This is a genomic window from Enterobacter sp. DNB-S2 (assembly GCF_019443845.1).
GTDB classification, from domain to species: Bacteria; Pseudomonadota; Gammaproteobacteria; order Enterobacterales; family Enterobacteriaceae; genus Enterobacter; species Enterobacter asburiae_B.
Genome location: NZ_CP050520.1, coordinates 3711162 through 3733240, shown reverse-complemented (window position 1 = coordinate 3733240; position 22079 = coordinate 3711162). Strand labels below are relative to the sequence as shown.

Genomic DNA, 22079 nt, shown 5'->3' with positions numbered 1-22079 from the left:
ATGAAGATGTCTGTATTTTTGTATCTCAATACAGGACATTCATTGCCCAGACCTTTTTTAATCGCGTGAATAAACTATCAATTAAACTCAAATTTATGATTTTGATCTAAATCATAAATGATATGAATAAATGAAAGGGCAGGGTGCTGTATCGAGGAGGTATATTTAATGTATACATTAACTTATGGATTGTGCGATAAATCAAGGGAAGCGTTAAGCTATTGATGAAAGTACAAATGTTTAATAGAGTTAAATAAATTAATACTTTCTTATTCTTTCATGCGAAAGAAGTTTATCTATCTTATAAAAGCGGAATGAGCACGTAATAAAAAATAAAAATAATAGTCTCAGCAAAAGTACGTAATAAAGTTTTTCAATAACGTATTAACAATTACTGAACCAGAATTAACTAAAGCGTAATAAATATAGGCAAATGACGGGAAAGAGCGCCTGGAGATTTCCGCGGTGACAACGGCGTGATAAATCGAAACTTCTTGCGCCTGGCCTGGGGCCGCGGTTACACTACATAACGTTAATGAGTTTCATAACTCGCTGTTTTAAAAGTATTTTGACTCGGGGTGCCCTTCTTTGTGAAGGCTGAGAAATACCCGTATTACCTGATCTGGATAATGCCAGCGTAGTCCTGGCGATTATCCAAGATATAAATCAAAGAGTTGCGCGGTTTTTTCTCTTCATTTTGTTATGTTGTCACTCACAGAGACAAACAAAATGGCACACACACCGATCAATCACACCATCATCCGTAACGGGATCTACTACGTCAGCTTTCGCCTGTCGGGTCATAAATATTTCCGTCGGTCGTTAGAGACAGATAGCCACAGCCACGCGCAACTCTTGATGTCATTTGCATCTCCAGCCATTCCATTAGTCAAACGTGGAACCATTCACCCAGATCAGTTTGGTCAACGTCTTTCTGATTTCGGCAACCGCTTAAAGCAACAGAATGAACAATGGCTGGTTCAACAATTTCTCAGTGATGAACGGCACAATCTTCAGCCGATAGTTGTTCAGGAATACCGCGAGGTTGTTGCGACTTCAGAAGATGAGGAAGAACAAACAGAAGCACAGTCAAAGGATGTGTTAACACTGGCTGGCGCTTGGAATATGTACAAAAAGGAAAAAGCCCAAAACTGGACGAAGGCTATCTCACAAGCCAATGAGCGCTTTATGGAAGTGCTGTTAATTGTCCTTGGTACAACAACCGATGTCACGACCATCACCAAACAGGACATTAAGCAGGTGATGGAAGTTGTTGAAAACTTGCCTAAGCGTGTTGTTCAGCCTTACCGTTCGATGACTGTCCAGCAATTGATCGAGTGTGATGATATACCGCCTGAAGATTTGGTTGGCGCAGAGTCAATCCATAAGCATCTGAAGATTTACAAATCGCTGTTCAAAACCTTCCTGACCGATAACAAGGATATTCTGGAGAAGTCTCCGACTGATGGCGTTGTTGCTGCGCCATCTAAGGCGAGGTTTGGCGCATATAGTGCAGCAGAAATGAAAAAATTTGTTGGTTGGGCGCTCAAGCAGCCTGACGGCTGGGAGAAGTGGATCACCTTGTTGTTGGCATACACCGGAGCCAGAAGGGGAGAGATCGCCAAACTGGAGAAGTCACAGATCAAATATGACGAAGACAGCCAGCGACACTATCTGCTGATTGCAGAGGGAGGACAGGGAAAAACCGAGAACGCAACAAGACAGGTGGCGATCCATCCCAAACTGATCGAGTGGGGGTTCCTCGATTTTGTAAATCGCCAATGGAAAGAGAAAATCTTCTCGCCTGTGTCGGGTAAGAACATGCCCAAGATCGGCAAAGTGTTAGCTGACGTTCGCGATCAACTTGGTATTCCGTACCTTGATGATTATGGGCAGCGGCGGTTAGTTCACAGTTTCCGGCATACCATGATTTCAACCTGTTTAGCTGGCTGGGTTGGTAATCTGGCACACCTGCAACAGGTGGTAGGCCATGAGAAAAGCGGCTCAGGGATCACTAGACGCTACCTACACACGTTCCCTTTATCAACGATCTGTTATGTGATTGATGGGTTGGGTTGGGAATAGCTGTTTATTAATAAAAGAAAAGCACTAGAAATATTTCCTTTAGTAAGTTTTGGGTATCATTCGCCCCGTAATGGGGCGAAATCAAAACTAGCTATTCGGAAGTGACTTGGCTTTGCTTTTTTATCGTTCTGGTTTTCAACATTTCAATCTGGCCAGCTTCGGTTAATGACCAGAAAGTATTCATGCTGCCATTGGTGGTTTTTAAATATTCAATTTTTATCAAACCATATGCCCTAAATTGCACTCCTATCGTTTTAAGGTCTTGAGAAGACACTTTTGCTGATGTGCCTCCCTTGCCTGCGACCTTTTGAGCGCTTTTGGCAATTGTGTATGATACGCTTGATTCAGTATAATATTGAGTGAGATAGGGGGATATTGAGTGAAAAATATCCTTCCATTTCATTTTCACGGACCAGTGTTTTGTTCCACCGGGATCATACCCGATTCGAGGAAAGGTGGACTCACATCTAAATTCAAAATCATCATCAAAGTCAGCCAGATCCAGATCAAGTGTTTGATTAAGATTACTTGTGGCCTTGGCTAGTTCACTTTTTAACCATTCATTCTCTTTTTGTAAATCAACCATAGCACGTAAATCAGTTTCAGAAGACGTTAGGTTGGCTCTTACCCATCCGATTGCAGGATAAGTTTTCATCGTTTTACTCATACTTAAAGCAACCAACCCGGGTAAATCTTTGGCTGTTGCCCATGTTTTCCTGAGACGATTGGTTGAGGCCTTCTCTATGAATGCAGCTAGCTTCTCTCTGAGTTCAGAATCTTTTTCAGATTTGGCTAAAGGTAGATTTTCCGGATTCTCATGTACCAAAACAACGACGCGTAAACCTTTTGAAACTGCGTAATCAAATTCCTTTTCGGTGTAACTTAAACCATCTTCCGCGACAGAGCCATAACGACCACCAATGATCAGCAGATAATAATCACAGTCATCGATTACTTTTTTTATGAACTCCCATTGGCCTTCATCGATTGCTGGGAACAACTCCATGCCTGCTGGAATGCAATCCATTTCCATCAGAGTTTGTATGACGTGTTTTCGTTCTTCTTCTAAATCCGTAAAAGTTGAACTTACGAAAACCTGGTAACGTTTATCCATTTTTATCCCTTGAAAGAGGAAGGGGCATAAGCCCCTTCATTCAACATTAACCAGCGTGACGGTAGGATTCACGCACACCATCACGATAACCATCAGCAAACGCTGCTTGAGGACTTTTGTGGCGAACGGTACCCGCCTGGCTATCAGGTAAGGCGGCTAAGTCTACCCAAACCTGACCTGTGCGAGCCAAGCCAGCGCGGTAACCCTGATCGTAAGCGCAGCCACAACATTTATGGCGACCTTCACCACCTTGATCGTGAGGTAAGCTAATGAAAAGAGTGTTGTAACGGTGTGATTGTTTACAAATAGTCATGCATTGCTCCTTATGAGCGTCATTTTAAGGTTTACATGATCCTCTTTGCCTGGCACAATCAAGCCGTGAAAAATGAAGGCAAGGCTAAGATTCATACGAGTTTGGCGACTCGTATTGGTCATGCTTTGTGAGCCGGGTTCATGCAAATGAATCCGGTTTTTTTTACGCCTAAAATTCAGGCGCGGCACTACATGTGGGGGTGGTCAATCAATAGCGGCCCCACATAGTCGATATTCTAGTGATGATTCTTTTCTGCACAAGGGTTGATTTTGACGTTAAATTGAGGTTGTGAAAGGGTAAAAATGCAAAACCCTACACAGCATAAGGCCTGGAAGACATGTCAATGATTAAGAAAAAAAAATCAAAATTTGATCGAGTGCTGATTTCTTCAACGGGAGGGCAGAATTGCGCAACATGATATCGCGCAATCTTTATAAGAATAATGAATGTTGTCGGTGGTTTTGATAGTTGCGTGCAACATATAGATAACATATATATGTGCGTAAGGATGGAACTAAGAATGTACTCATAAGAGTTGGTGATCTGCTAGACCGCCAGCCTAGGCCCTCCCCAAAAGACGCTGATCTTCACCAAATATCTTAAGGATGTCTCATCCAGCCATGTGCTTAATCTTTCCGTGCTTAGCTTCACCAGCAAGAGAAAACTTGCTGTTACAAGGTTTTTTTCTGCTTAATTTTTGCTCCATTTAACATATGATCCATAAAGTGTACTTGACTGGAATGGTCAGGTATTGCTTTTCGGAACGTTGACGCGAAGCTGGGTACACAACAGCGATTTCACCAACAGAAGGAAAGCATTCAGGAGGATTCGAGGTGAGTTCTCTTGTTCAAGGATTTTGGATGAGTTTGCCTGGTCACCACACAATTTCAGGTTTCAGGCCTTTGAGGCTGCCAGTGTGTCAAACGCCATAAAAGCACTTTTTTCTGTTTACCAGCAGACACAAAGCCACTACACCGACGTTACCACAACGGGCTGAAGGTCTGCCATCACCTGGTGATATTCACCGAGCCTGACCGCCACTGTTTCGTACCATTTCCCACAACGATGTAAACAGCCAACCCACCAATCCCTCCTACGCTCAACCAGAAGCCCGTAGCGGCGTAATCTCTACACAATCGTGACTGACATACCGATAATCCACGACATCCCACAGCGCGATACAGCAGCCACCAGAGGGCATCTGTTTTAGTTTTAATGTGTCTTTTTTATTTTTTATAAAAAGATGGTTCAGAAAGGGTGTGAGGTTTAGCACCAACATGAGCGGCAGAATTGACGCACTCAGTATTGACGAGGCTTCGCTGCATACCTTACACCAGAGTGATCACAACATCTGCACACTGTCCAACACACCAGGCGGGGTATTACGAGGCATTTTCTATGATTTAACAGGCACTTAATTGCGATTAACACGATTTATTCACAACAGGTATTGACTTCCTTTCTGGAAAGTGTATCTTGGCGGTCCTTTTCTTTCTTCTTCAAACGCGAGGTAAACTCTAGATCCTCTATGGATCACCACATAACCGCTGTTAGAACTGCGGATGAGTCGATGACCATGATGATATTCATTTATCGTGAGGTTATCGGATTGAGTGTGGTCAGGAGTTTATCATCGATGCCGCAGTTTCTGCCGTCCCCTGAACTCCTCACCATACAATACTATGCCACAACTCTATCAGCGTCGGTTTAACTGTTACGGGAGAATGCAGGGTGTCTTCTGTCAGAGGGGAGGGGGGGTATGGTCACAGTGAACCCAGGGTAGGGTCTGTATGAACTGGTGGTGGGTCCACGGTGAACCCAGGGTAGGGTCTGTATGAACTGCAATAAGAACACCATAAAACCAACAATAAAAACACTCATAAAATCTTTAAAACAAAGGTCAAGGTCTGGAATAGACATGCGTCTATTTTGTTGGGGGTGTTAAAGGAGTGATGTCTTATCGCTCCGCTCTGAATGGCTCTGCCACTTCAGATATCTGTGTGGGTAATAGGTTATAGCGATAGCGTAAACTGACACGCCACCGCATACCCTATAACCCTCGTTAGCCCATCGCTTACGCTCTGTGACTCGGGTACCCGACAGGCTACGCCAACAGCGTTACACGCTGCTATGTGTGGGAGACAAGCGCGAGCGCGTCAGTACAATGTGAACGGAGCCGATTGGCGGCAGGGACAAGCTTGTTTACCCGATCTACTCCAGGACGGCGCGAGCATTCATTGATATCGTTCATTAACGGCCCTGTAGTGCTCTCTGTCGCGTTCTGAGCGTCTTTCTCCTGTTGCTGGTGACTTTGTGCCGCTTCGCTTGCAGCGTTGAAACTGGAGCCTCTGACGGCGTTTTATGATAAAGGAATTGACAAATAGAATCGTCCCATGTAAGGTTGCTGGGTGTTGACATATAACACTGCCATTAATGCGCCTTTAAAATGATAAATGATATTGACAATTATTCTCATTTGGTATAAAATATACATTATCGATTGAGGTGACTCAATGCAATGAACTGATTTTAACTACAAAAGGAGAACAAATGGGAAAACCTGCCAAATTTGATTATACACAGGATGCACAATCTATCGCATGGGCCGTATTAAACGGCGTTACATCTATCCAAAACCTTCACGCTTTTCGTAATCGTGTACCCGGCGGCGCAAGGCAGGCCGACAGGATTTATCCGGAGACGCGCGAAGCACTTCGATTAATTGGTGAGGAGCGTAAAAAGGCGCGTGATTGTAAAGCCTTCAAGGATCTTATCCGTCCGTTTTCCCAGAAATACGCCGCAGGGGAAACACTGACAGAGATTTTAGCCCCCGTGCTGAAGGGCTATCGCCAGATGTATCTTGAAAAGCTGGGTCTCGACCTTACTTATGAGCAGATAACCTTGTTGCTAATCGCTACGGATGGTGTGGAACAACTCGAAAAGTACGGTTATAGCGTAATCGGTGATTTTCCAACCGCTACAACTACCCGCCACTAATACCAATTCGGCGCGTCGCCGAACAGACCAGATAGCCGCAAACACGGCAAACCATACGAATAAATGCAGGCACAAAGCCAGCCAGAACCCTGATCGTTAATCCACGATTGCAGGGGCGTATTCCCATATCTGACAGACAGGAGAAAAGATGCATGAACATTTCGTTCCCGGATGAGACCTACCGCGCATTGCTGAAAGAGGCGAACCGGCGCGACATGCCAATGGCGAAATTATGCAGCGAATTGCTGCAAACGGCAGCAAAAATAATTGAAAAGAGCAAAACAGATAACCAGCGAGGATATAATGACGACCGAGAACGTAGAAACTAAAATTTACAAATCACTACCGCAGCCGAACGAAGACAAACCAATCACGGTTGATACATTTTCCCCCTGTCCGGTTCTACTTTCTCGAATCCGTGAATTTAATGGGGTAAAAATCGACATTAATATTGTCGCAGTATACGGCTACCTTCTGGGGTGGAAGAAAACCACTGGGCGAGTAACGGTATCAATCCCTCGGATCAGTGATGATTGCGCGGGGATCTCAGAATCTACGGTGAAACGTGCTCGTAAAGCACTTAAAAAAATGGGATGGATAGATTGGAAAACAATCCCTGACGAGGGCAAGAGCAACACTTCTCACTGTATCTATACCGTCAAAGATCCCGATGACATACTGGCTGAACTCAACGCTGGATTGTCACAGCAGGGTGATGCAGTAGTTACCATCGCAAAAAAACAAAAAGTTAAAACCGAAGAGAGCGGTAAGAGTGAGCAGAAACGTGATGTGGAATCTTTCGTGGTGGAATCTGCCGCGCCTGTTGCTGGAAAACCAGACGGTGTACCTGCTGTGGATATTCCTGTCGATGTTGATTTATCCGGTAGTGATGATCCATTACTGAGTGATTCAACCGGGAGAAATGTCGTTGAGTTCCCACGAAATGGTAGACCCAAACCTAGTTTTAAATCTGTATCCCCAGATGATGACGACCACGAGGAAATCCATCAGGGGCAGGAAACCTTTATTGAGCCAGTGGTTTGCTACGAACCACCGCCGGAAGAAATTGACGCTGCGGTAGCTAGCCTTTAATGGAGGAAAATTGTGTAATGCCACTAACAGCCTGACGGCTGAAACCCTTACGGTGCGAAGCACTTTACCAGAGGTAAACACCTCCGGTGCTGAACCCCCCGATTTGTCCCGTTTTTACAAATCCCGCTCTCGTGATACCTCGTTGATCGAGACTGCTAAAAAAATGCTCGTTCACGGTTACACCCCAGGCAAAACGGCGCTGCTCCTACGCTTGCCGTATGACCTGGTAAAAGGCCTTTACGATAACTCGTGGAATCCTCGCTGTCGCAAGATAAGCAATACAAGTCAGTACGCTACTAAGCGAATGGCCCGAATGTACTACGAATCCGGCGCAATGCTGGCAAAAATCTGTGCTGACCTTCAACTGCCTCTATTCACTGTGGTAACGCTGCTCAAGCGTGAAGGAATCACTGAAAAAGAAATGGCATCTCGAATGCCGGATCATACTGATCCGTTGTTTGTGGCCTATCGTGAAACAGTCGCCAGAAAACAGAAGAACCCACAGCGACGTTCACCACGCCTGCACTACTAACACCCTGAAAGGGTTAACAGCAAATGCCTTCAGCACTGAAGGTGTCTCGCTGCTGCGAGAGTGCTCCGCACCGTTAGCTGTTAATCGCCTTGCGATGCACTGACCCAACCCCAGCCGGGGAAACTTGACCCTATTTGAATATTTATCCTTTCTGCCGTTAGCGGTAGCCGGTTTTCTATGGCTCCGTGACGGCCTGGACCTCTACAGGAAACATAACAATATGAATAACATTGAAGCAATCCGCGCCAGTATCTGGGAAGCAATGACCGCAGGAACAGACGAACCGGAAGATCTGAACAAATCCGCTGAAGAAGCATTGGCGGAGGCGGTGCAGAGTTACCTGTCCGCTTCGACTACAACAGCCAGCGAGCCAGCCCCAAAAAGTGGCAAAACCATCAAGGAAAAAGGGATCGCTCTGTGCCACCAGGCCCAAGGTTATAGCGCTAATCTGCGTCCGGTAAGTCTCATGATGAAGGCAAGTCTTGATGAGCTAACACCTGAACAACGCGCTGCGCTTGAGCGTTTGGGCTACGTTATCAATCAGGGGGTGTAATGGCTAATGGCAACATTATTGTAACATCCACGATCAACCGTGTTAGCTGGCAGGTCGATCAAAACTCCTTCACCCGCGCCCGCAACAAAATCAAGAGCCTGAAAAAATTCGCGGAATCCGCAGGAAAATCATTCGACCAGGCGACACGAAAGCTACAGCAAGCCAACGGCAAGACCCAGCTACAGCAGGCGCGAGCAGAAACGCAGAGATTGAAGCTCAATCAGCGGTTAATCGCTGAAGCTCAGAAACAAAGTGCTATAAATGCACGTATGGCGACCAACGAACAGCGCCGCGCTCAACGTATGGCTGCGATTGCAGCACGTAACCCAGCGGCGGGCGGTCTTATTCCAAAAAGTGTCCGTGGTCTCAGTGAGGCAATCAAAGCACAGCGTGAACAGGCCGACCTAGAGAAACGCACTCAGCAGATCCGCACCAAAGGTATTCGCTTTAGCACTGCCACCAATGGTTACAACCTGACTCCGCGCCAGCGAGCACAAGCAATCAGCGACTTCGCTCAATTAACGAAACAATTTCATGCTGGTTCAATGGCGCTGGGCGAGTACAACGCCAGAGTAAGCAAGCTACAACAGCGGTTGAGGCAGCAGGGCGGGTTAATTAAAAAGCCGGTAACCATTCCCGTTAAAGCTAAAGTGACGGGCCTTGATACATCCCTTCTTGATCATGCTGGCACAGCGATCACCATTGGGGCCACTATTGGGATCGGCAAAACCATCATGCAGACCGGGCAAGACTTCGAATCAATGGCCTCTGGTCTCCAGGCGGTGACAGGCGACAGTCAGAAAGCCACTCAGGAAATGGCGTATCTCCAGAAACAGGCGCTTTCCCTTGGTCTTGACCTTCAACAGACCAGCAAGGACTACGTGAAGTTTTATGCTTCAGCCGCTGGCAAGGCCACAGACAGCCAAATCAAAAACCTCTTTGAAGGTGTCAGCCAGTACGGAACCGTATTAGGGGCCACTGGAGAGGAGCAGAGCCGCGCCTTGCTCGCGCTTAATCAGATGTACGCTAAAGGCACTGTGCAGGCTGAGGAGTTGAAGGGGCAGCTCGGGGACGCTTTACCAAACGCAGTCGGGATCTTCGTCAAGGCATTGAATCAGCTAAAAGGCCGGACAGACCTTACCGAAAAAGACCTCATGGCAATGATGAAAAACGGTGAACTGCTGGCGAAGGATATTCTTCCCCTTGTTGGTGATGAGTTCAAAGCGGCAGCACAGAAGGGCGGAGCTTTCGAGAAGTCACTGAAATCTAACCGTGTTGCTATGATGCGCTTGCGCACAACGATGCAGCTTGCACAGAAGAATTTCTTTGAATCGGGCTTCGGCAGTCAGCTTACCGATACGTTTAACGGTCTGACAGATGCAATTGACAGCAACCAGGATGCATTTAAGACGCTGGGAGCCATTGCAGGCAATGTGATTAAAGGTTTCACTGATGCGGGGTACACGGTCTATAACAGCTTCATTCTCATTGAAGCGCTGATCAAGAAGTATGCTCCCCAATTGTCCAAGACCTTCGAGGGATTCGGCAATACAGCAGCATATGCGGCAGGAATTGCGATCTTCACTGGGGCGATCTTCAAGTTAGCTGGCGCGTTGAGGTGGCTTGTCAGCTTCGCGAATCCGTTGAAAGGTCTGCTTGGTACGCTTGCCGGGATCGGCTCTCTTGGTGGTATTGCAACACCTGGAACAGACAACACCAAACCGGGAAAAGATGGCAAACCATCCAAAGGCGGGAGAGGTGGCGGCTTCTCAATCGGTCTTCCTGCAATCATTGCTGGTGTAAGCCTCAACAGTCATCTCGATGAGATTCAGGCTAATCCTGAGGCCTTTATGAAGAGGGTGCAGGCCAACAACGACAGGCCTACCCTTTGGACTGACATCAAAAACTTCTTTGCTGACCATGCTCAAGGTTTCACCAATGCGTTTGCGGGCATGAATACCTTACCCGGAATTCAACCAGCTACCGCAGGCATGGCACAACTACCGGGCATTGATAATCTTGCTTATGGTATGAACCTTGGCAAGCCATTCAGTATTGAAGGTAAGGCCGATCTGACTGTGACCAACGAGGTTAAACTCAGCATTGACGATAGCAAATTCAGCGATGCAATTAAGGCCGAAGTACAAGAGCAGGATAGGAGAAATACCAATCTTATCTTGGGAGTTACCCAGTAAATTATCGTTCCGTCAAAATGACGCAGCAAATTGGCCCACACGAGAGAGGGCCGTTAAATTCGCCATGTTATTGTTTTTGTTGTTGCAAATGATAATCATTTGTGTTAAAATAATTGCATAGGGTGATGATTTAAATTGTATGTGCGTACAAAAGCCGTTGTCATTCTTTCTCCTTACTTAAAGTGCCTGTGTGAACACCGTGCGGGCCTTTTCTCATACAGCCAATATCCGCACCCTCTCACGGTAAGGTTAGGCCATTGCCGCTGGCTGTATCAGAAAAGAATTTTCTCCGACCCTGGATCGGGGATTTGCCAAAGCCTTTCATCCTCGGAAGGCCGTCTTGCCAGACGAAAACTGGCATTGAGTGCGGCAGCGAAGATATGAGGTCTCCCGCTGCTGTGCTCCCTCATTCCTGAAGCGTGACCCACCGATCACGCTTTCCAAATATCTCCATCAGAAAACACCATCGTGAAGCGATTAGCAACGCATGTTGCTAACCCGTAAACGGGTGAAATTCATCTCTCCGATGATCTACCAACCGGGGCAGGCGCTTTCCTGCCTCCGGCTCTTTTTCTGTTGGGAACACGAATAGAAGAATGCCGTCCGATGGACGGTATTTTTTCAACTCTACCCGGCATATTCGCCGGATTATAAAAAATGTATGGAGATACAAAGTATGGCATTCGAATACGAAAGCAAAACCCCACAGGATGTATTGGTTTATACCCAAGATCCTGTATTTCACAAACGAGAAGTGATCCTTGATCTGGATGCTGACGTGACTTGTGGTGATGTGATTAACCCGACCACTGGCGCGGCATACGTTGCTGCCGATGCTGATAACTGTGCTGTAGCTCTGCAAAACCAAATTGCAGGTGATGCCCGTAGCCTGGTCATTTCAGACCGTGGCTGTGTGTTCAATCCATCTGGTCTGGTTGTCGCTGCTGCTGCAAAAGATGCAGCTTACGCTGCCCTTGTTAAGCAAGGCAACCGCATTGCTGACGCAAACACCGCAATCTAATCAAGGAGAGATAACAATATGAAATTAAGTGATTTTACTAACCTTTCCGGTCAGTTCGTGAAGCCAAGCGGCGAGGGGTTCATCTTGTCCAGCCTGGGGATCTTTACCAGCCGTCCAAGTGACACACAAATCATCGCGCTCGACACACTGGAGGACGTACAGAGAGAAATTACACAGAGCCAAGCTAGGTACGGTAGCGGCATGTCGGCGCTGAACTTCCCTAAAGCGGCTAACGTGACTGTTCAGGCCCCGCTCCATGTCTATAGTTCGACCATCAGCAGCCAGGATTGGCAGGGGAAACGTCAACCGGGAACAAACCGTCAAATGACCGCTGAAGATGTTGTTGCTAATCATGCCCTGAAGCACTACCTGCAAACCCGCCGTGACGTAGAATTCCAGATGGCGCAGAGTCTTCTGCATAACGTGACTGAAGCCACGCATTTACGCGAAGGCCCAACCATCCTTTGGAATGAGTTCTGGGGAATTGAGCAGCCGTCTACTGTGGTGAAAACTGGCACCAGTGCCAACGTCATTACTGAGATGCAGAACGCTGTCACGCTGCTGAAGAAAAATCTGGGTGGCTGGTCTTCCAGCATCAAGCAGGTTTATCTGCTAGCGAGTCCGAGTCTTTTCACCGCCATTCAAGGTAACCCAACCGCATATCAGGCCGCATTATTTGGAGCGACTTCCCGTGACATCATTTTCCCTGACACTTTGGGTGCATATGATCGATATAACATCGGGCGTGTAACAGTGGTGCAGGTTGACGATCCGCTATATGGCATTGCAGATGGTGAAGGCTACATGCTGGCGACGTTCTCCAATGTTGTTGAAGGCGACCTTTCACCTTATATGACTTACCAGACTCCGGCGAGCCGTCATGCTGAAGTTGCTAATGGTCCGGTTTATCCGTCTTACCATTACGTTCTGCGTGATAAGTTCATGAATTATGAGGTGGTCAGCGAGCTATCCCAGATTCAAATCCCAATGCGTCCTGACTTCGTTCTGAAGGTCACTATGGATGACGCAGCGTAAGACAGCGGATTTTGGGGGCGCATTGCCCCCGCTGCTGGCGAGGCAAAGAAGAGGAGATATACGGATACCCGTTACCGGGTTTGCCTGTGGCAAATCTCCAAAGGAGATACATATGAAATTAGCTTTGATCGGTACTGGCAACATGCCGCTGATGCAGTGGATTCTAGATGGCAAAGGCGATGATGCGATCATCAACATGTCAGCGTTAGCACGCAAGCTTGAGTGTAGTCGTTCCAGTCTACTTGATCGCATCCACACGCATGGATTCGATAGCGCGGTGAGGTACTACCTCAGCGAACAGCGACAACGAAAACTGAAAACATGAGAGCCGGGTTAATCCCGGCTTTTTTTATTGACTTCGTTAAAGTTAAAAAAATCGTCAAATTTTACAGTTTCCATTTCCGCGATAGCGTGATTAACGCTTTTCATTTTTTCACCATGTTTATCGTAAGCGTTTCTTATTTCCTCGAATTCTTCCGGTGTTATCTGTTCTTTAAGCAAAGCCTGCATGATCAAAGTCATTAATTCTGAAATGGCAATCTGCGTTTCACCAGCGGAGCGTAGAAGGGTGTTGAACGACTCCCAGGCTGTATCTTTAATCAAAACATTATAATGGCCCGCTTTGATGAAGGAGCTACCAATGCGAAAGGTATTTTCCGTCATATCTTTCAAGGATTCTTGAATATGATAATAGCTTTCTTCGTCGGCTCTTTGTCCTGATTTCGCCAGTGTGTCGAGAAAAGTCATAATGCGGTTTAAGTCAAAGCGCATACGATTGTAACGGCTTCTGGTGCCATCAATTTCTTCTTTAAGAGTGATTGCTGAATCTATTGCCCGCTCCATTTTTCTCGTCTTCACAATCTCCTGAAGTTTAACCCCTCCGAAGATGACGCCGCCAACCACACTCAACGCTGTTACAGCATTCGAAGCGATAGAGATAATGTTATCCCATGCTTGTAAATCCATCATGACCTCTTTTTTTATGCGGTAGTTGACGACTTAAGAGCATTCTACATGGCACACATTGTGTCACTCAACCTGTCACACGTAGACCAAAAGGGCCGCTTTTACCGTTTACAAGACTTCCCGCTGGCATTACTATCCTGATCAGGGATTAATGAGGAGCATTAATCGCAATCTTTTGATTTTGTAGTACATGACTCGGGGTGCCCTTCTTTGTGAAGGCTGAGAAATACCCGTATTACCTGATCTGGATAATGCCAGCGTAGGGAAGTCAGATGCCTTCCCGGTCATCGCTTCTTCACGCAAGGCAGGAGCGAACCCATGCAGCCTGACCTGCTCGATTTACACGTTTTACACCACTTCCGAACCCGTTCTCCACTGACCCACTGTATGACCAACGATGTCGTACAGACCTTCACGGCCAACGTTTTGCTGGCGCTTGGCGCCTCACCCGCGATGGTGATTGAGGCCGAAGAGGCTGAACAGTTCGCCGCCATCGCCGATGCGCTGCTGATTAACGTTGGCACGCTGACCTCACCGCGCGCCCAGGCGATGCGTCGGGCAATAGAAAGCGCGGTGGCGGCAGGCAAGCCCTGGACGCTGGACCCGGTTGCTGCGGGCGCCCTGACGTTCCGCACCCGTTTTTGCCATCAAATCCTTGCCCTGAAACCGGCCGCCATTCGCGGCAATGCCTCTGAGATTCTGGCCCTTGCCGGAATGAGCGCGGGCGGGCGCGGCGTCGATACAACCGATACCGCAGCCAGCGCGGTGCCCGCTGCACAGGCGCTGGCGCGCCAGACCAATGCCGTTGTGGTCGTCACCGGCGAGGTGGATTACATCACCGACGGGCAACGCACCCGCACGGTAACGGGCGGCGATCCGTTGATGACGCGCGTAGTGGGAACGGGATGCGCGCTTTCTGCCGTTGTGGCGGCGAGCTGCTCGCTGCCGGGCGACCGGATGGATAACGTCGCTGCTGCCTGCGGATGGATGAAGCGGGCCGGAACGGTGGCCGTTGCGCAGTCACGTGGGCCTGGCAGTTTTGCCAGCGCGTTTCTGGATGCGCTCTATACGCTGGAGGAGCAGGCATGAAACGGATTAACGCCCTGACCATTGCCGGCACCGATCCCAGCGGCGGCGCGGGTATCCAGGCCGATCTCAAAACCTTCTCGGCCCTTGGCGCGTACGGCTGCTCGGTCATTACCGCGCTGGTGGCGCAAAACACGCGCGGCGTGCAGTCGGTCTACCGTATCGAGCCGGATTTTGTTGCCGCGCAGCTGGATTCAGTGTTCAGCGATGTGCGCATCGATACCACCAAGATCGGCATGCTGGCCGAGACGGATATTGTGGAGGCGGTGGCCGAGCGGCTTAAACGCTATCAGGTGCAAAACGTGGTGCTGGATACCGTCATGCTGGCAAAAAGCGGCGACCCGCTGCTCTCCGTCTCCGCCGTGGAGACGCTGCGCAATAAGCTGTTACCGCAGGTGGCGCTCATTACGCCCAATCTGCCGGAAGCCGCCGCGCTGTTAGGCACATCGCATGCGCAAACTGAACGCGAGATGAAAGCGCAGGGAAACGCGCTGCTGGCGATGGGCTGCGGGGCGGTGCTGATGAAGGGCGGTCATCTGGATGACGCTGAAAGCCCGGACTGGCTCTTTACCCGCGACGGCGAAGTACGCTTTACCGCGCCGCGCGTGCAGACCAAAAACACCCACGGCACGGGCTGCACGCTCTCCGCCGCGCTGGCGGCGCTGCGCCCGCGGCATGAAGGCTGGGCCGATACGGTGTGCGAAGCGAAAACCTGGCTCTCGGCGGCGCTGGCAAAAGCCGATACTCTGGAAGTGGGTCACGGTATTGGGCCGGTTCATCATTTTCATGCATGGTGGTAACCCAGTATACTGGCAGGAAACACCACGCCTGAGAAAACAGAGATGGAACAAGCGCATACCCGGTTAATCGCTCAACTGAATGAACGGATCGCCGCGCCTGACAACACGCCGCTATACCTGAAATTTGCCGAAACGGTAAAAAACGCGGTGCGCAGCGGGGTGCTGGAGCACGGGAATATTTTGCCCGGCGAGCGCGATCTGAGCCAGTTAACCGGGGTGTCGCGCATCACCGTACGAAAGGCGATGCAGGCGCTGGAGGAAGAGGGCGTAGTTACGCGCTCTCGTGGCTACGGCACGCAAATCAACAATATCTTTGAATATTCGCTGAAAGAGGCGCGCGGTTTTTCCCAGCAGGTAGTGCTGCGCGGCCAAAAGCCTAATACGCTATGGGTCAACAAGCGGGTGGTGAAATGCCCGGAAGAGGTCGCAAACCATCTGTCGGTCCCTCCGGACAGCGAGGTCTTTTTGCTCAAGCGCATTCGCTATGTGGATGACGATGCTGTGTCGATTGAAGAGTCCTGGGTGCCGGTCGGGCTCATTCCCGATCCGGATGCGATTGGCATTTCGCTGTATGACTACTTCCGCAGTCAGAATATTTTCCCGCAGCGCACCCGTTCACGGGTTAGCGCCCGCATGCCGGACAGCGAGTTTCAGGCGCACATTAAGATGGACGAAAAAATACCGGTGCTGGTGATCAAGCAGGTTGCGCTTGACCAACAGCACCGGCCGATTGAGTACAGCATCAGCTACTGCCGCAGCGATCTATACGTCTTTGTGTGCGAGGAATAATTCGTCGCGAGTCGGGGCGCAGTCCCCGCCGCGGTGGCTGACCACCCAGGACGCCACGGCATTCCCCAGCAGAACGGCGTCTGCCAGCGTCCATCCCGCCGCCAGCCCGGCAAGCGTGCCGCCCGCGTGGCTGTCGCCAGCGCCAATGGTGTCCACAACCGTCGCCGGGAACGCCGGAACAACGCCCGCATCGTCGCCGTCATACCACGCGGCACCGTCTTTATCATGACGCACAATCAGCGCGGCGCCGAAGCGCTGCTGCCACTCCGCACCCAGGTTGTCAGCCGCTACGCCCAGTCGTTCGGCTGCGATCTCTGCTTCCTGACGATTAAGCGACACGATTGGCCTGCAGGCCATAATCCGCGCCATCAGCGCGTCGGGAATATCCGCGATGCGGGGGCCGAAATCGATAAAGACCGTCACGTCCTGTAATCCCTCCAGCCAGCGTGTCAGCAGCTCGCCGCACGGTGAGGCCAGCTGATAGCCGGATAAATAGACCAGGCTGTTCGACGGGATGTTAAGCACATCAAGCCAGCGCTGCTGCCACTGGTTCTCCACGCCGCTAAAGGACATAAAGGTGCGCTCGCCGTCTGGCTCCACCAGCGCCAGGCACCAGCCGTTGTCGCCGGTTTCGGCCTCAATGGCGCTGTGCAGATCCTGCTTCGCCATCGCGTTGCGGATAATATCCGCCCAGACGCCGTGGCCGACGGGCAGGGCGTTTTGCGACGCAATGCCGAGCCGTTTCAGGGCGATGGCAATGTTTAGCGCGCAGCCGCCAATATTCACGCCCTGCTGTTTGAGCTCGATATCGCACCCGCGCCAGGGCAGGGCGTAGGCGTCGGCGATGACGTCAATCACCGCCGCGCCCAGCACCGTTACCGGCCGCGCGGCGTGCAGGGTGTCGAGACGTTGGGCAAATGAATTCATACGCCCTCCCTTTGCTCCCGGTAGTGCAGTAGTTTCTCGCAATAGTGGCCGAAATCGAGCCGGTTAACGGCGTCGAGCTCGGCCTTCAGCGCCGGGTCAATGGCCTGGACGCCGTGGAGCGCGCCGCAGATGGCCGTCGCCATCGCGCCAATGGTGTCGGTATCGCCGCCCAGGTTGGCGCATAAAATGGCGCAGCGGTTTGGGTCGGTTCCCGCCAGTTCGACCATCGCAATGGCCGCCGGAACGGACTCAATGGTGCTGGTTCCGGCCCCCACGAGCTGGTACACCTGCTCGCTGGCGGACTCAACCCCGTTGGCTTCCCGCACGGTCTTAAGCGCCAGCTCAATACGTGCCGCCAGCGATGCGCTGAAGGTGGTGGTTTTCGCCTCCTGCGCATAGCGGGCGATCCCCGGCAGCGCATCGACGATGTTCTGCCAGCTTTCGCCGTCTACGGCGCGGGAAACCGCCCAGGCAATCACCACCGCGCCGGCAATGGCAAGGTCCGATTTATGGGTCGGGCTGGAGGCCAGCGCCACCTGCTCAACAAAGTGTTCCAGACGCGTGGCCGGGAGCAGGCAGCCCAGCGGGGAGGCGCGCATCGCTGCCCCGTTAGTCACGCCGTTGTTGTCCAGTTCGCTAACCGGCTTGCCGTCGCGAATCGCGTTAAGCGCGATTTTTGAGGTCGGGCCGAGCACGTTCTTATTAAACGCGTCGAAATCGAGCGCCCAGCGCAGAATATGCTTGCCGATAACGTCCGCGTTAATCTCCCCGTCGCACTCGATGAGCGCGTCCGCCAGGCACAGCGCCATTGAGGTATCGTCGGTGAACTCTGCCTGTTTGAAATAGCAGGCCGCATTGTTCTCTGCCGGGCCGGGTAAAAAACGGTCGATCCAGCCGAAATGCGCCTTGACGCGCTTTCTCGGCCACAGCTCCGACGGCATACCCATCGCATCCCCTAACGCCTGCCCGTAAAGGGCACCGAGAACACGTTCTTGTTTCATTTAACTTCCCCTTGTGTCAGCGCGGCATCGCCATCAACCACCGCAATTGCAGCGATCTCTTTATCCGATTCGCGGAAAAACAGCATAAACAGCACGGCAATCACGGCAATCATGATTGCACCAAACGTCCACATTCCGGCCCAGTTGAAGGTCAGCCCATTCACAGGCTCTTTGTATGCGAACATTTTTTCCATCATCACGCCGCCCAGGCGGTAACCCAGCAGGCTCCCAAAGCCCTGACAGCACAGCGTAATCAGGCCCTGCGCGGCGGTGCGCATGTGCACCGGCGCTTTTTTGTCCACGTAGATGTACGCGGTGACGTAATAGAAGTCGTAGCTCACGCCGTGCAGCAGAATGCCGAGGAACAGCAGGGCGTAGGTGAAGTACTGTTCCGCTCCACCGTAAACAAAGAAGCCGTAGCGGATGGCGGCGGTAATCAGGCCCAGCAGTAAGACCTTCTTAATACCAAAGCGTTTGGTAAAGAACGGCAGGGCAAGCATAAAGAAGATTTCGGAGAACTGGCCGAGCGTCATCCAGCCGGTGGCGTTTTTCATCCCCACTTCGGTGAGATAGCCGTTGGCGAAGATGTAATAGAAGGCCAGCGGCATGGCGAACAGGAACGAGCAGAAGAAGAACACCAGGAAGTTTCTGTCGCGCAGCAGGATCAGCGCGTCCAGCCCGAGCATCACTTTGAAATCCAGCTTGCCGGTACTTTTCGGCGGCGTATTCGGCAGGAACAGGGCAAACACGCCGAGCAGGGCGGAGCTGGCTGCCGTCATCAGCAGCGGGATGTTGGTGTCGGAAATATCGCTGTAGCCCAGCATCTGCGGCAGGAAACCGCACGCCAGCCCGGAGGCGATCCAGCCGATGGTACCCATCACGCGGATGCGCGGGAAATCGGCCTCAACGTCGTCCACGTTGGCAAAGGCGATACTGTTGGTCAGCGCGATGGTCGGCATATAGGTCAGGGAGTAAACCAGCAGCAGCGGGAAGAAGGTGCTGAACTGGGTTTGCTGCGCGGCGAAGTACATCAGAATGGCTCCGGCGAACATCAGCACTGACAGCACTTTCTGCGCGGCGAAGAAGCGGTCCGTCAGCGAGCCGACCAGAATCGGCGAGAGGATCGCGGCAATAGCGGTACAGGCGTAAGACCAGCCGATTTCCCCGGCGGTAAAACCGCTTTTGCTCAGCCACAGCCACAGCGGCACAAACCACGCGCCCCAGATAAACCATTCAATAAACATCATGAATGACAGTTGGACTTTCGTTTTCATTTTTTAATCCTGCATGTCAGAGAGGGTACGCCTTTAACATACCACTCAATAATACCTTTTAAATACCTTTGTGGCGATTGTTTGATCAATGTAACAGTTTTGTTGTACACGAATCGAGCCAGCAGATTGTGCTGAAAAAAAAAGCAAAGAGTGGAAAATCTGTTAAGTCGGTACCAGGCTTAGTCTGCCCATAAAAGATGGGACTGGATAAACACACACCGACACGACGTCGGACTTACGGGAGTATCACATGACTGATATTGCGCAGTTGCTTGGCAAAGACGCCGACAGCCTTTTACAGCATCGTTGTATGACCATTCCAGCCGACCAGCTGTATCTGCCTGGTCACGACTACGTTGACCGCGTGATGATCGATAACAACCGTCCGCCTGCGGTCCTGCGAAATATGCAGACGCTCTACAACACCGGGCGGCTCGGCGGCACCGGGTATCTCTCTATTCTGCCGGTGGACCAGGGCGTGGAGCACTCTGCGGGCGCCTCTTTTGCGGCGAATCCGCTCTATTTCGATCCGAAGAACATTGTTGAGCTGGCGATTGAAGCGGGCTGTAACTGCGTGGCGTCTACCTACGGCGTGCTGGCCTCGGTTTCGCGTCGCTATGCCCACCGCATTCCGTTCCTTGTGAAGCTGAACCATAACGAAACTCTTAGCTACCCAACCGAATATGACCAGACCCTCTACGCCAGCGTCGAGCAGGCGTTCAACATGGGCGCGGTGGCGGTAGGGGCGACGATTTACTTCGGCTCCGAACAGTCCCGCCGTCAGATTGAAGAGATCTCCGCGGCGTTTGAGCGCGCGCACGAGCTGGGCATGGTCACCGTACTGTGGGCATATCTGCGCAACAACGCGTTCAAGAAAGACGGCGTGGATTACCACGTGTCGGCCGACCTGACCGGGCAGGCGAACCACCTGGCGGCGACCATCGGCGCGGATATCGTGAAGCAGAAAATGGCCGAGAATAACGGCGGCTACAAAGCGGTGAACTTTGGCTACACCGACGATCGCGTTTACAGCAAGCTGACCAGCGATAACCCGATCGACCTGGTGCGCTACCAGCTGGCGAACTGCTACATGGGCCGCGCGGGGCTGATCAACTCCGGCGGCGCGGCGGGCGGTGATACCGATCTGTCAGATGCGGTGCGTACGGCGGTGATCAACAAACGCGCGCGCGGCATGGGGCTGATCCTTGGCCGCAAGGCGTTTAAGAAATCGATGGCCGACGGCGTGAAGCTGATCAATGCGGTTCAGGACGTCTATCTGGACAGCAAAGTCACGATTGCCTGACGGCTCCATCTCCCTCTCCCCGGTGGGAGAGGGTTGGGTGAGGGCATCATTGCTCACCGTGTGATACATCAGCGCAAAAGCACGCAGTCCGGCGGTAGCCGGCACTGCAGCGCGCCGGGCAACACCTCAATGCGAAACTGCGTTCCGCTCAGCGGCTCTCCGTCGAGGTTAAAGGTCATCCCGTGCGGCGCATTCACTTCAAACCACGCCGATTTCCCGGCGATGATATTCGGACTCTCTTCCGGCTGCGTCAGCGTGGTAAACAGCGCGGGCAGCAGGCCGTCGCCCGTGAAAATACGCAGCTGGAGCTGACCGTCATTAATCAGCGCCTCCGGGCAGAGCTGCTGTCCGCCGCCCGCCTGACGCCCGTTGCCAATCCCAATTACCAGCGCATCACCCTGCCACTGAAAATCCTCGCCGCGAATTTCGCAGCGGTCAGGCTTGAGGGTGTCCATGCGCATCAGGCCGTGGATCAGGTACGACACGCCGCCCAGCGCCGCCTTCAGCTTTTCCGGCGTTTCGCTGGTGATGCGCGTGCCAAACCCGCCCGTCGCCATATTGATAAAGCAGGTTTTATCATTCACCTGCGCAATATCCACAGCGGTGGCCTTGCCGAGGATCGCCAGCTGGAGCGCTTTCTCCAGCTCCTCCGGGATCCCGGCGCTGGTGGCAAAATCATTGGCGGTGCCGAGCGGTAAAATACCCATCACCGGCCGGTTTGCCGGGGACAGGTCGATAAGCGCTGACGCAATCTCATTGATGGTGCCATCGCCGCCGCCGGAAATGATGGTGCTGACGCCAAGCCCGAGGGCTTCATTGATATAGCGTGCCGCGTCGCCTTTTTCCCACGTCACCCTGACGTGAATGCGCGCGCCGTCATCGCGCAAACCCTGAATTGCCTGACGCAACAGATCGTTGCCCGCGCTTTTGCCATTGAGAATCAATAAACTGTCTGGATAGGTTGCCATCCGCGCTGCTCCCTTTTTTAGCGTTAGT

20 protein-coding genes and 2 riboswitches are annotated in these 22079 nt (G+C 51.4%); of the genes, 14 read left to right on the top strand and 6 right to left on the bottom strand.

What is annotated here, in order from left to right; all coding sequences use genetic code 11:
• The first annotated feature begins 564 nt into the window (after window positions 1-564).
• A riboswitch (TPP riboswitch) is annotated at window positions 565-661 on the top strand.
• Between the two features lie 68 nt (window positions 662-729).
• Window positions 730-2085: an integrase gene (locus HB664_RS17880; protein ID WP_219939929.1), complete on the top strand. Its 1356-nt coding sequence runs from the start codon at window positions 730-732 to the stop codon at window positions 2083-2085.
• A 91-nt stretch (window positions 2086-2176) separates the two neighbouring features.
• Here the strand turns inward: HB664_RS17880 and HB664_RS17875 are convergent, their stop codons facing one another.
• Entirely contained in the window at window positions 2177-3199 is a 1023-nt protein-coding gene (locus HB664_RS17875; RefSeq protein WP_219939928.1) for a DUF4062 domain-containing protein, read from the bottom strand.
• A gap of 2863 nt (window positions 3200-6062) precedes the next feature.
• Between HB664_RS17875 and HB664_RS17870 the strand changes: the two genes are divergently transcribed.
• The 9 genes from HB664_RS17870 to HB664_RS17830 all read left to right on the top strand — a co-directional run bounded on the left by HB664_RS17870 (window position 6063) and on the right by HB664_RS17830 (window position 13262).
• The gene (locus tag HB664_RS17870; RefSeq protein ID WP_219939927.1) at window positions 6063-6509 is read left to right on the top strand and encodes a hypothetical protein; all 447 of its coding nucleotides are present in this window, start codon (window positions 6063-6065) and stop codon (window positions 6507-6509) included.
• Window positions 6510-6661: 152 nt separating this feature from the next.
• On the top strand, window positions 6662-6838 hold the full coding sequence (locus HB664_RS17865; protein WP_219939926.1) for a hypothetical protein: 177 nt from the start codon (window positions 6662-6664) through the stop codon (window positions 6836-6838).
• Window positions 6813-7601, top strand: coding sequence for a helix-turn-helix domain-containing protein (locus tag HB664_RS22850; protein ID WP_258235822.1), 789 nt, complete (start codon window positions 6813-6815; stop codon window positions 7599-7601). The genes HB664_RS17865 and HB664_RS22850 overlap by 26 nt, the downstream gene beginning before the upstream one ends.
• A 10-nt stretch (window positions 7602-7611) precedes the next feature.
• The gene (locus HB664_RS17855; protein WP_219939925.1) at window positions 7612-8133 is read left to right on the top strand and encodes a hypothetical protein; all 522 of its coding nucleotides are present in this window, start codon (window positions 7612-7614) and stop codon (window positions 8131-8133) included.
• A gap of 220 nt (window positions 8134-8353) precedes the next feature.
• Complete coding sequence (locus tag HB664_RS17850; RefSeq protein WP_213313732.1) at window positions 8354-8686, top strand: hypothetical protein; 333 nt, start codon at window positions 8354-8356, stop codon at window positions 8684-8686.
• Window positions 8686-10881, top strand: coding sequence for a tape measure protein (locus HB664_RS17845; RefSeq protein ID WP_219939924.1), 2196 nt, complete (start codon window positions 8686-8688; stop codon window positions 10879-10881). Before HB664_RS17850 ends, HB664_RS17845 begins: the two co-directional genes overlap by 1 nt.
• Before the next feature lie 676 nt (window positions 10882-11557).
• Window positions 11558-11902: a hypothetical protein gene (locus tag HB664_RS17840; protein ID WP_219939923.1), complete on the top strand. Its 345-nt coding sequence runs from the start codon at window positions 11558-11560 to the stop codon at window positions 11900-11902.
• An 18-nt stretch (window positions 11903-11920) separates the two neighbouring features.
• Complete coding sequence (locus tag HB664_RS17835) at window positions 11921-12937, top strand: major capsid protein (RefSeq protein ID WP_219939922.1); 1017 nt, start codon at window positions 11921-11923, stop codon at window positions 12935-12937.
• Between the two features lie 112 nt (window positions 12938-13049).
• Window positions 13050-13262 (top strand): hypothetical protein, encoded by a 213-nt coding sequence (locus HB664_RS17830; protein ID WP_219939921.1) that lies wholly within the window; start codon window positions 13050-13052, stop codon window positions 13260-13262.
• A gap of 8 nt (window positions 13263-13270) precedes the next feature.
• Here the strand turns inward: HB664_RS17830 and HB664_RS17825 are convergent, their stop codons facing one another.
• Window positions 13271-13906, bottom strand: a complete 636-nt coding sequence (locus HB664_RS17825) for a hypothetical protein (protein WP_258235821.1) — start codon at window positions 13904-13906, stop codon at window positions 13271-13273.
• Window positions 13907-14089: 183 nt separating this feature from the next.
• Window positions 14090-14186: riboswitch (TPP riboswitch) on the top strand.
• Window positions 14187-14221: 35 nt separating this feature from the next.
• Here HB664_RS17825 and thiM point away from each other — a divergent pair.
• The 3 genes from thiM to HB664_RS17810 are packed head-to-tail and all read left to right on the top strand — an operon-like array spanning window position 14222 to window position 16578.
• Window positions 14222-14992: a hydroxyethylthiazole kinase gene (thiM, locus tag HB664_RS17820; protein WP_219939920.1), complete on the top strand. Its 771-nt coding sequence runs from the start codon at window positions 14222-14224 to the stop codon at window positions 14990-14992.
• Window positions 14989-15789, top strand: a complete 801-nt coding sequence (gene thiD, locus HB664_RS17815; RefSeq protein WP_219939919.1) for a bifunctional hydroxymethylpyrimidine kinase/phosphomethylpyrimidine kinase — start codon at window positions 14989-14991, stop codon at window positions 15787-15789. Before thiM ends, thiD begins: the two co-directional genes overlap by 4 nt.
• A gap of 42 nt (window positions 15790-15831) precedes the next feature.
• Entirely contained in the window at window positions 15832-16578 is a 747-nt protein-coding gene (locus tag HB664_RS17810; RefSeq protein ID WP_033146000.1) for a GntR family transcriptional regulator, read from the top strand.
• Here HB664_RS17810 and HB664_RS17805 read toward each other — a convergent pair.
• Genes HB664_RS17805 through HB664_RS17795 form a run of 3 tightly spaced genes read right to left on the bottom strand, consistent with a single transcriptional unit; the run spans window position 16552 to window position 19780 of the window.
• Complete coding sequence (locus HB664_RS17805) at window positions 16552-17505, bottom strand: PfkB family carbohydrate kinase (RefSeq protein ID WP_219939918.1); 954 nt, start codon at window positions 17503-17505, stop codon at window positions 16552-16554. The two genes, HB664_RS17810 and HB664_RS17805, sit on opposite strands and share 27 nt — an antisense overlap.
• Window positions 17502-18506 (bottom strand): ADP-ribosylglycohydrolase family protein, encoded by a 1005-nt coding sequence (locus HB664_RS17800; RefSeq protein ID WP_219939917.1) that lies wholly within the window; start codon window positions 18504-18506, stop codon window positions 17502-17504. Before HB664_RS17800 ends, HB664_RS17805 begins: the two co-directional genes overlap by 4 nt.
• The gene (locus tag HB664_RS17795; protein WP_219939916.1) at window positions 18503-19780 is read right to left on the bottom strand and encodes a nucleoside permease; all 1278 of its coding nucleotides are present in this window, start codon (window positions 19778-19780) and stop codon (window positions 18503-18505) included. The genes HB664_RS17800 and HB664_RS17795 overlap by 4 nt, the downstream gene beginning before the upstream one ends.
• A 250-nt stretch (window positions 19781-20030) precedes the next feature.
• Here HB664_RS17795 and fbaB point away from each other — a divergent pair, with 250 nt between their 5' ends.
• Window positions 20031-21083, top strand: coding sequence for a class I fructose-bisphosphate aldolase (gene fbaB, locus HB664_RS17790; protein WP_219939915.1), 1053 nt, complete (start codon window positions 20031-20033; stop codon window positions 21081-21083).
• Window positions 21084-21151: 68 nt separating this feature from the next.
• Here the strand turns inward: fbaB and yegS are convergent, their stop codons facing one another.
• On the bottom strand, window positions 21152-22051 hold the full coding sequence (gene yegS, locus HB664_RS17785; RefSeq protein ID WP_039263120.1) for a lipid kinase YegS: 900 nt from the start codon (window positions 22049-22051) through the stop codon (window positions 21152-21154).
• Window positions 22052-22079 lie beyond the last annotated feature (28 nt).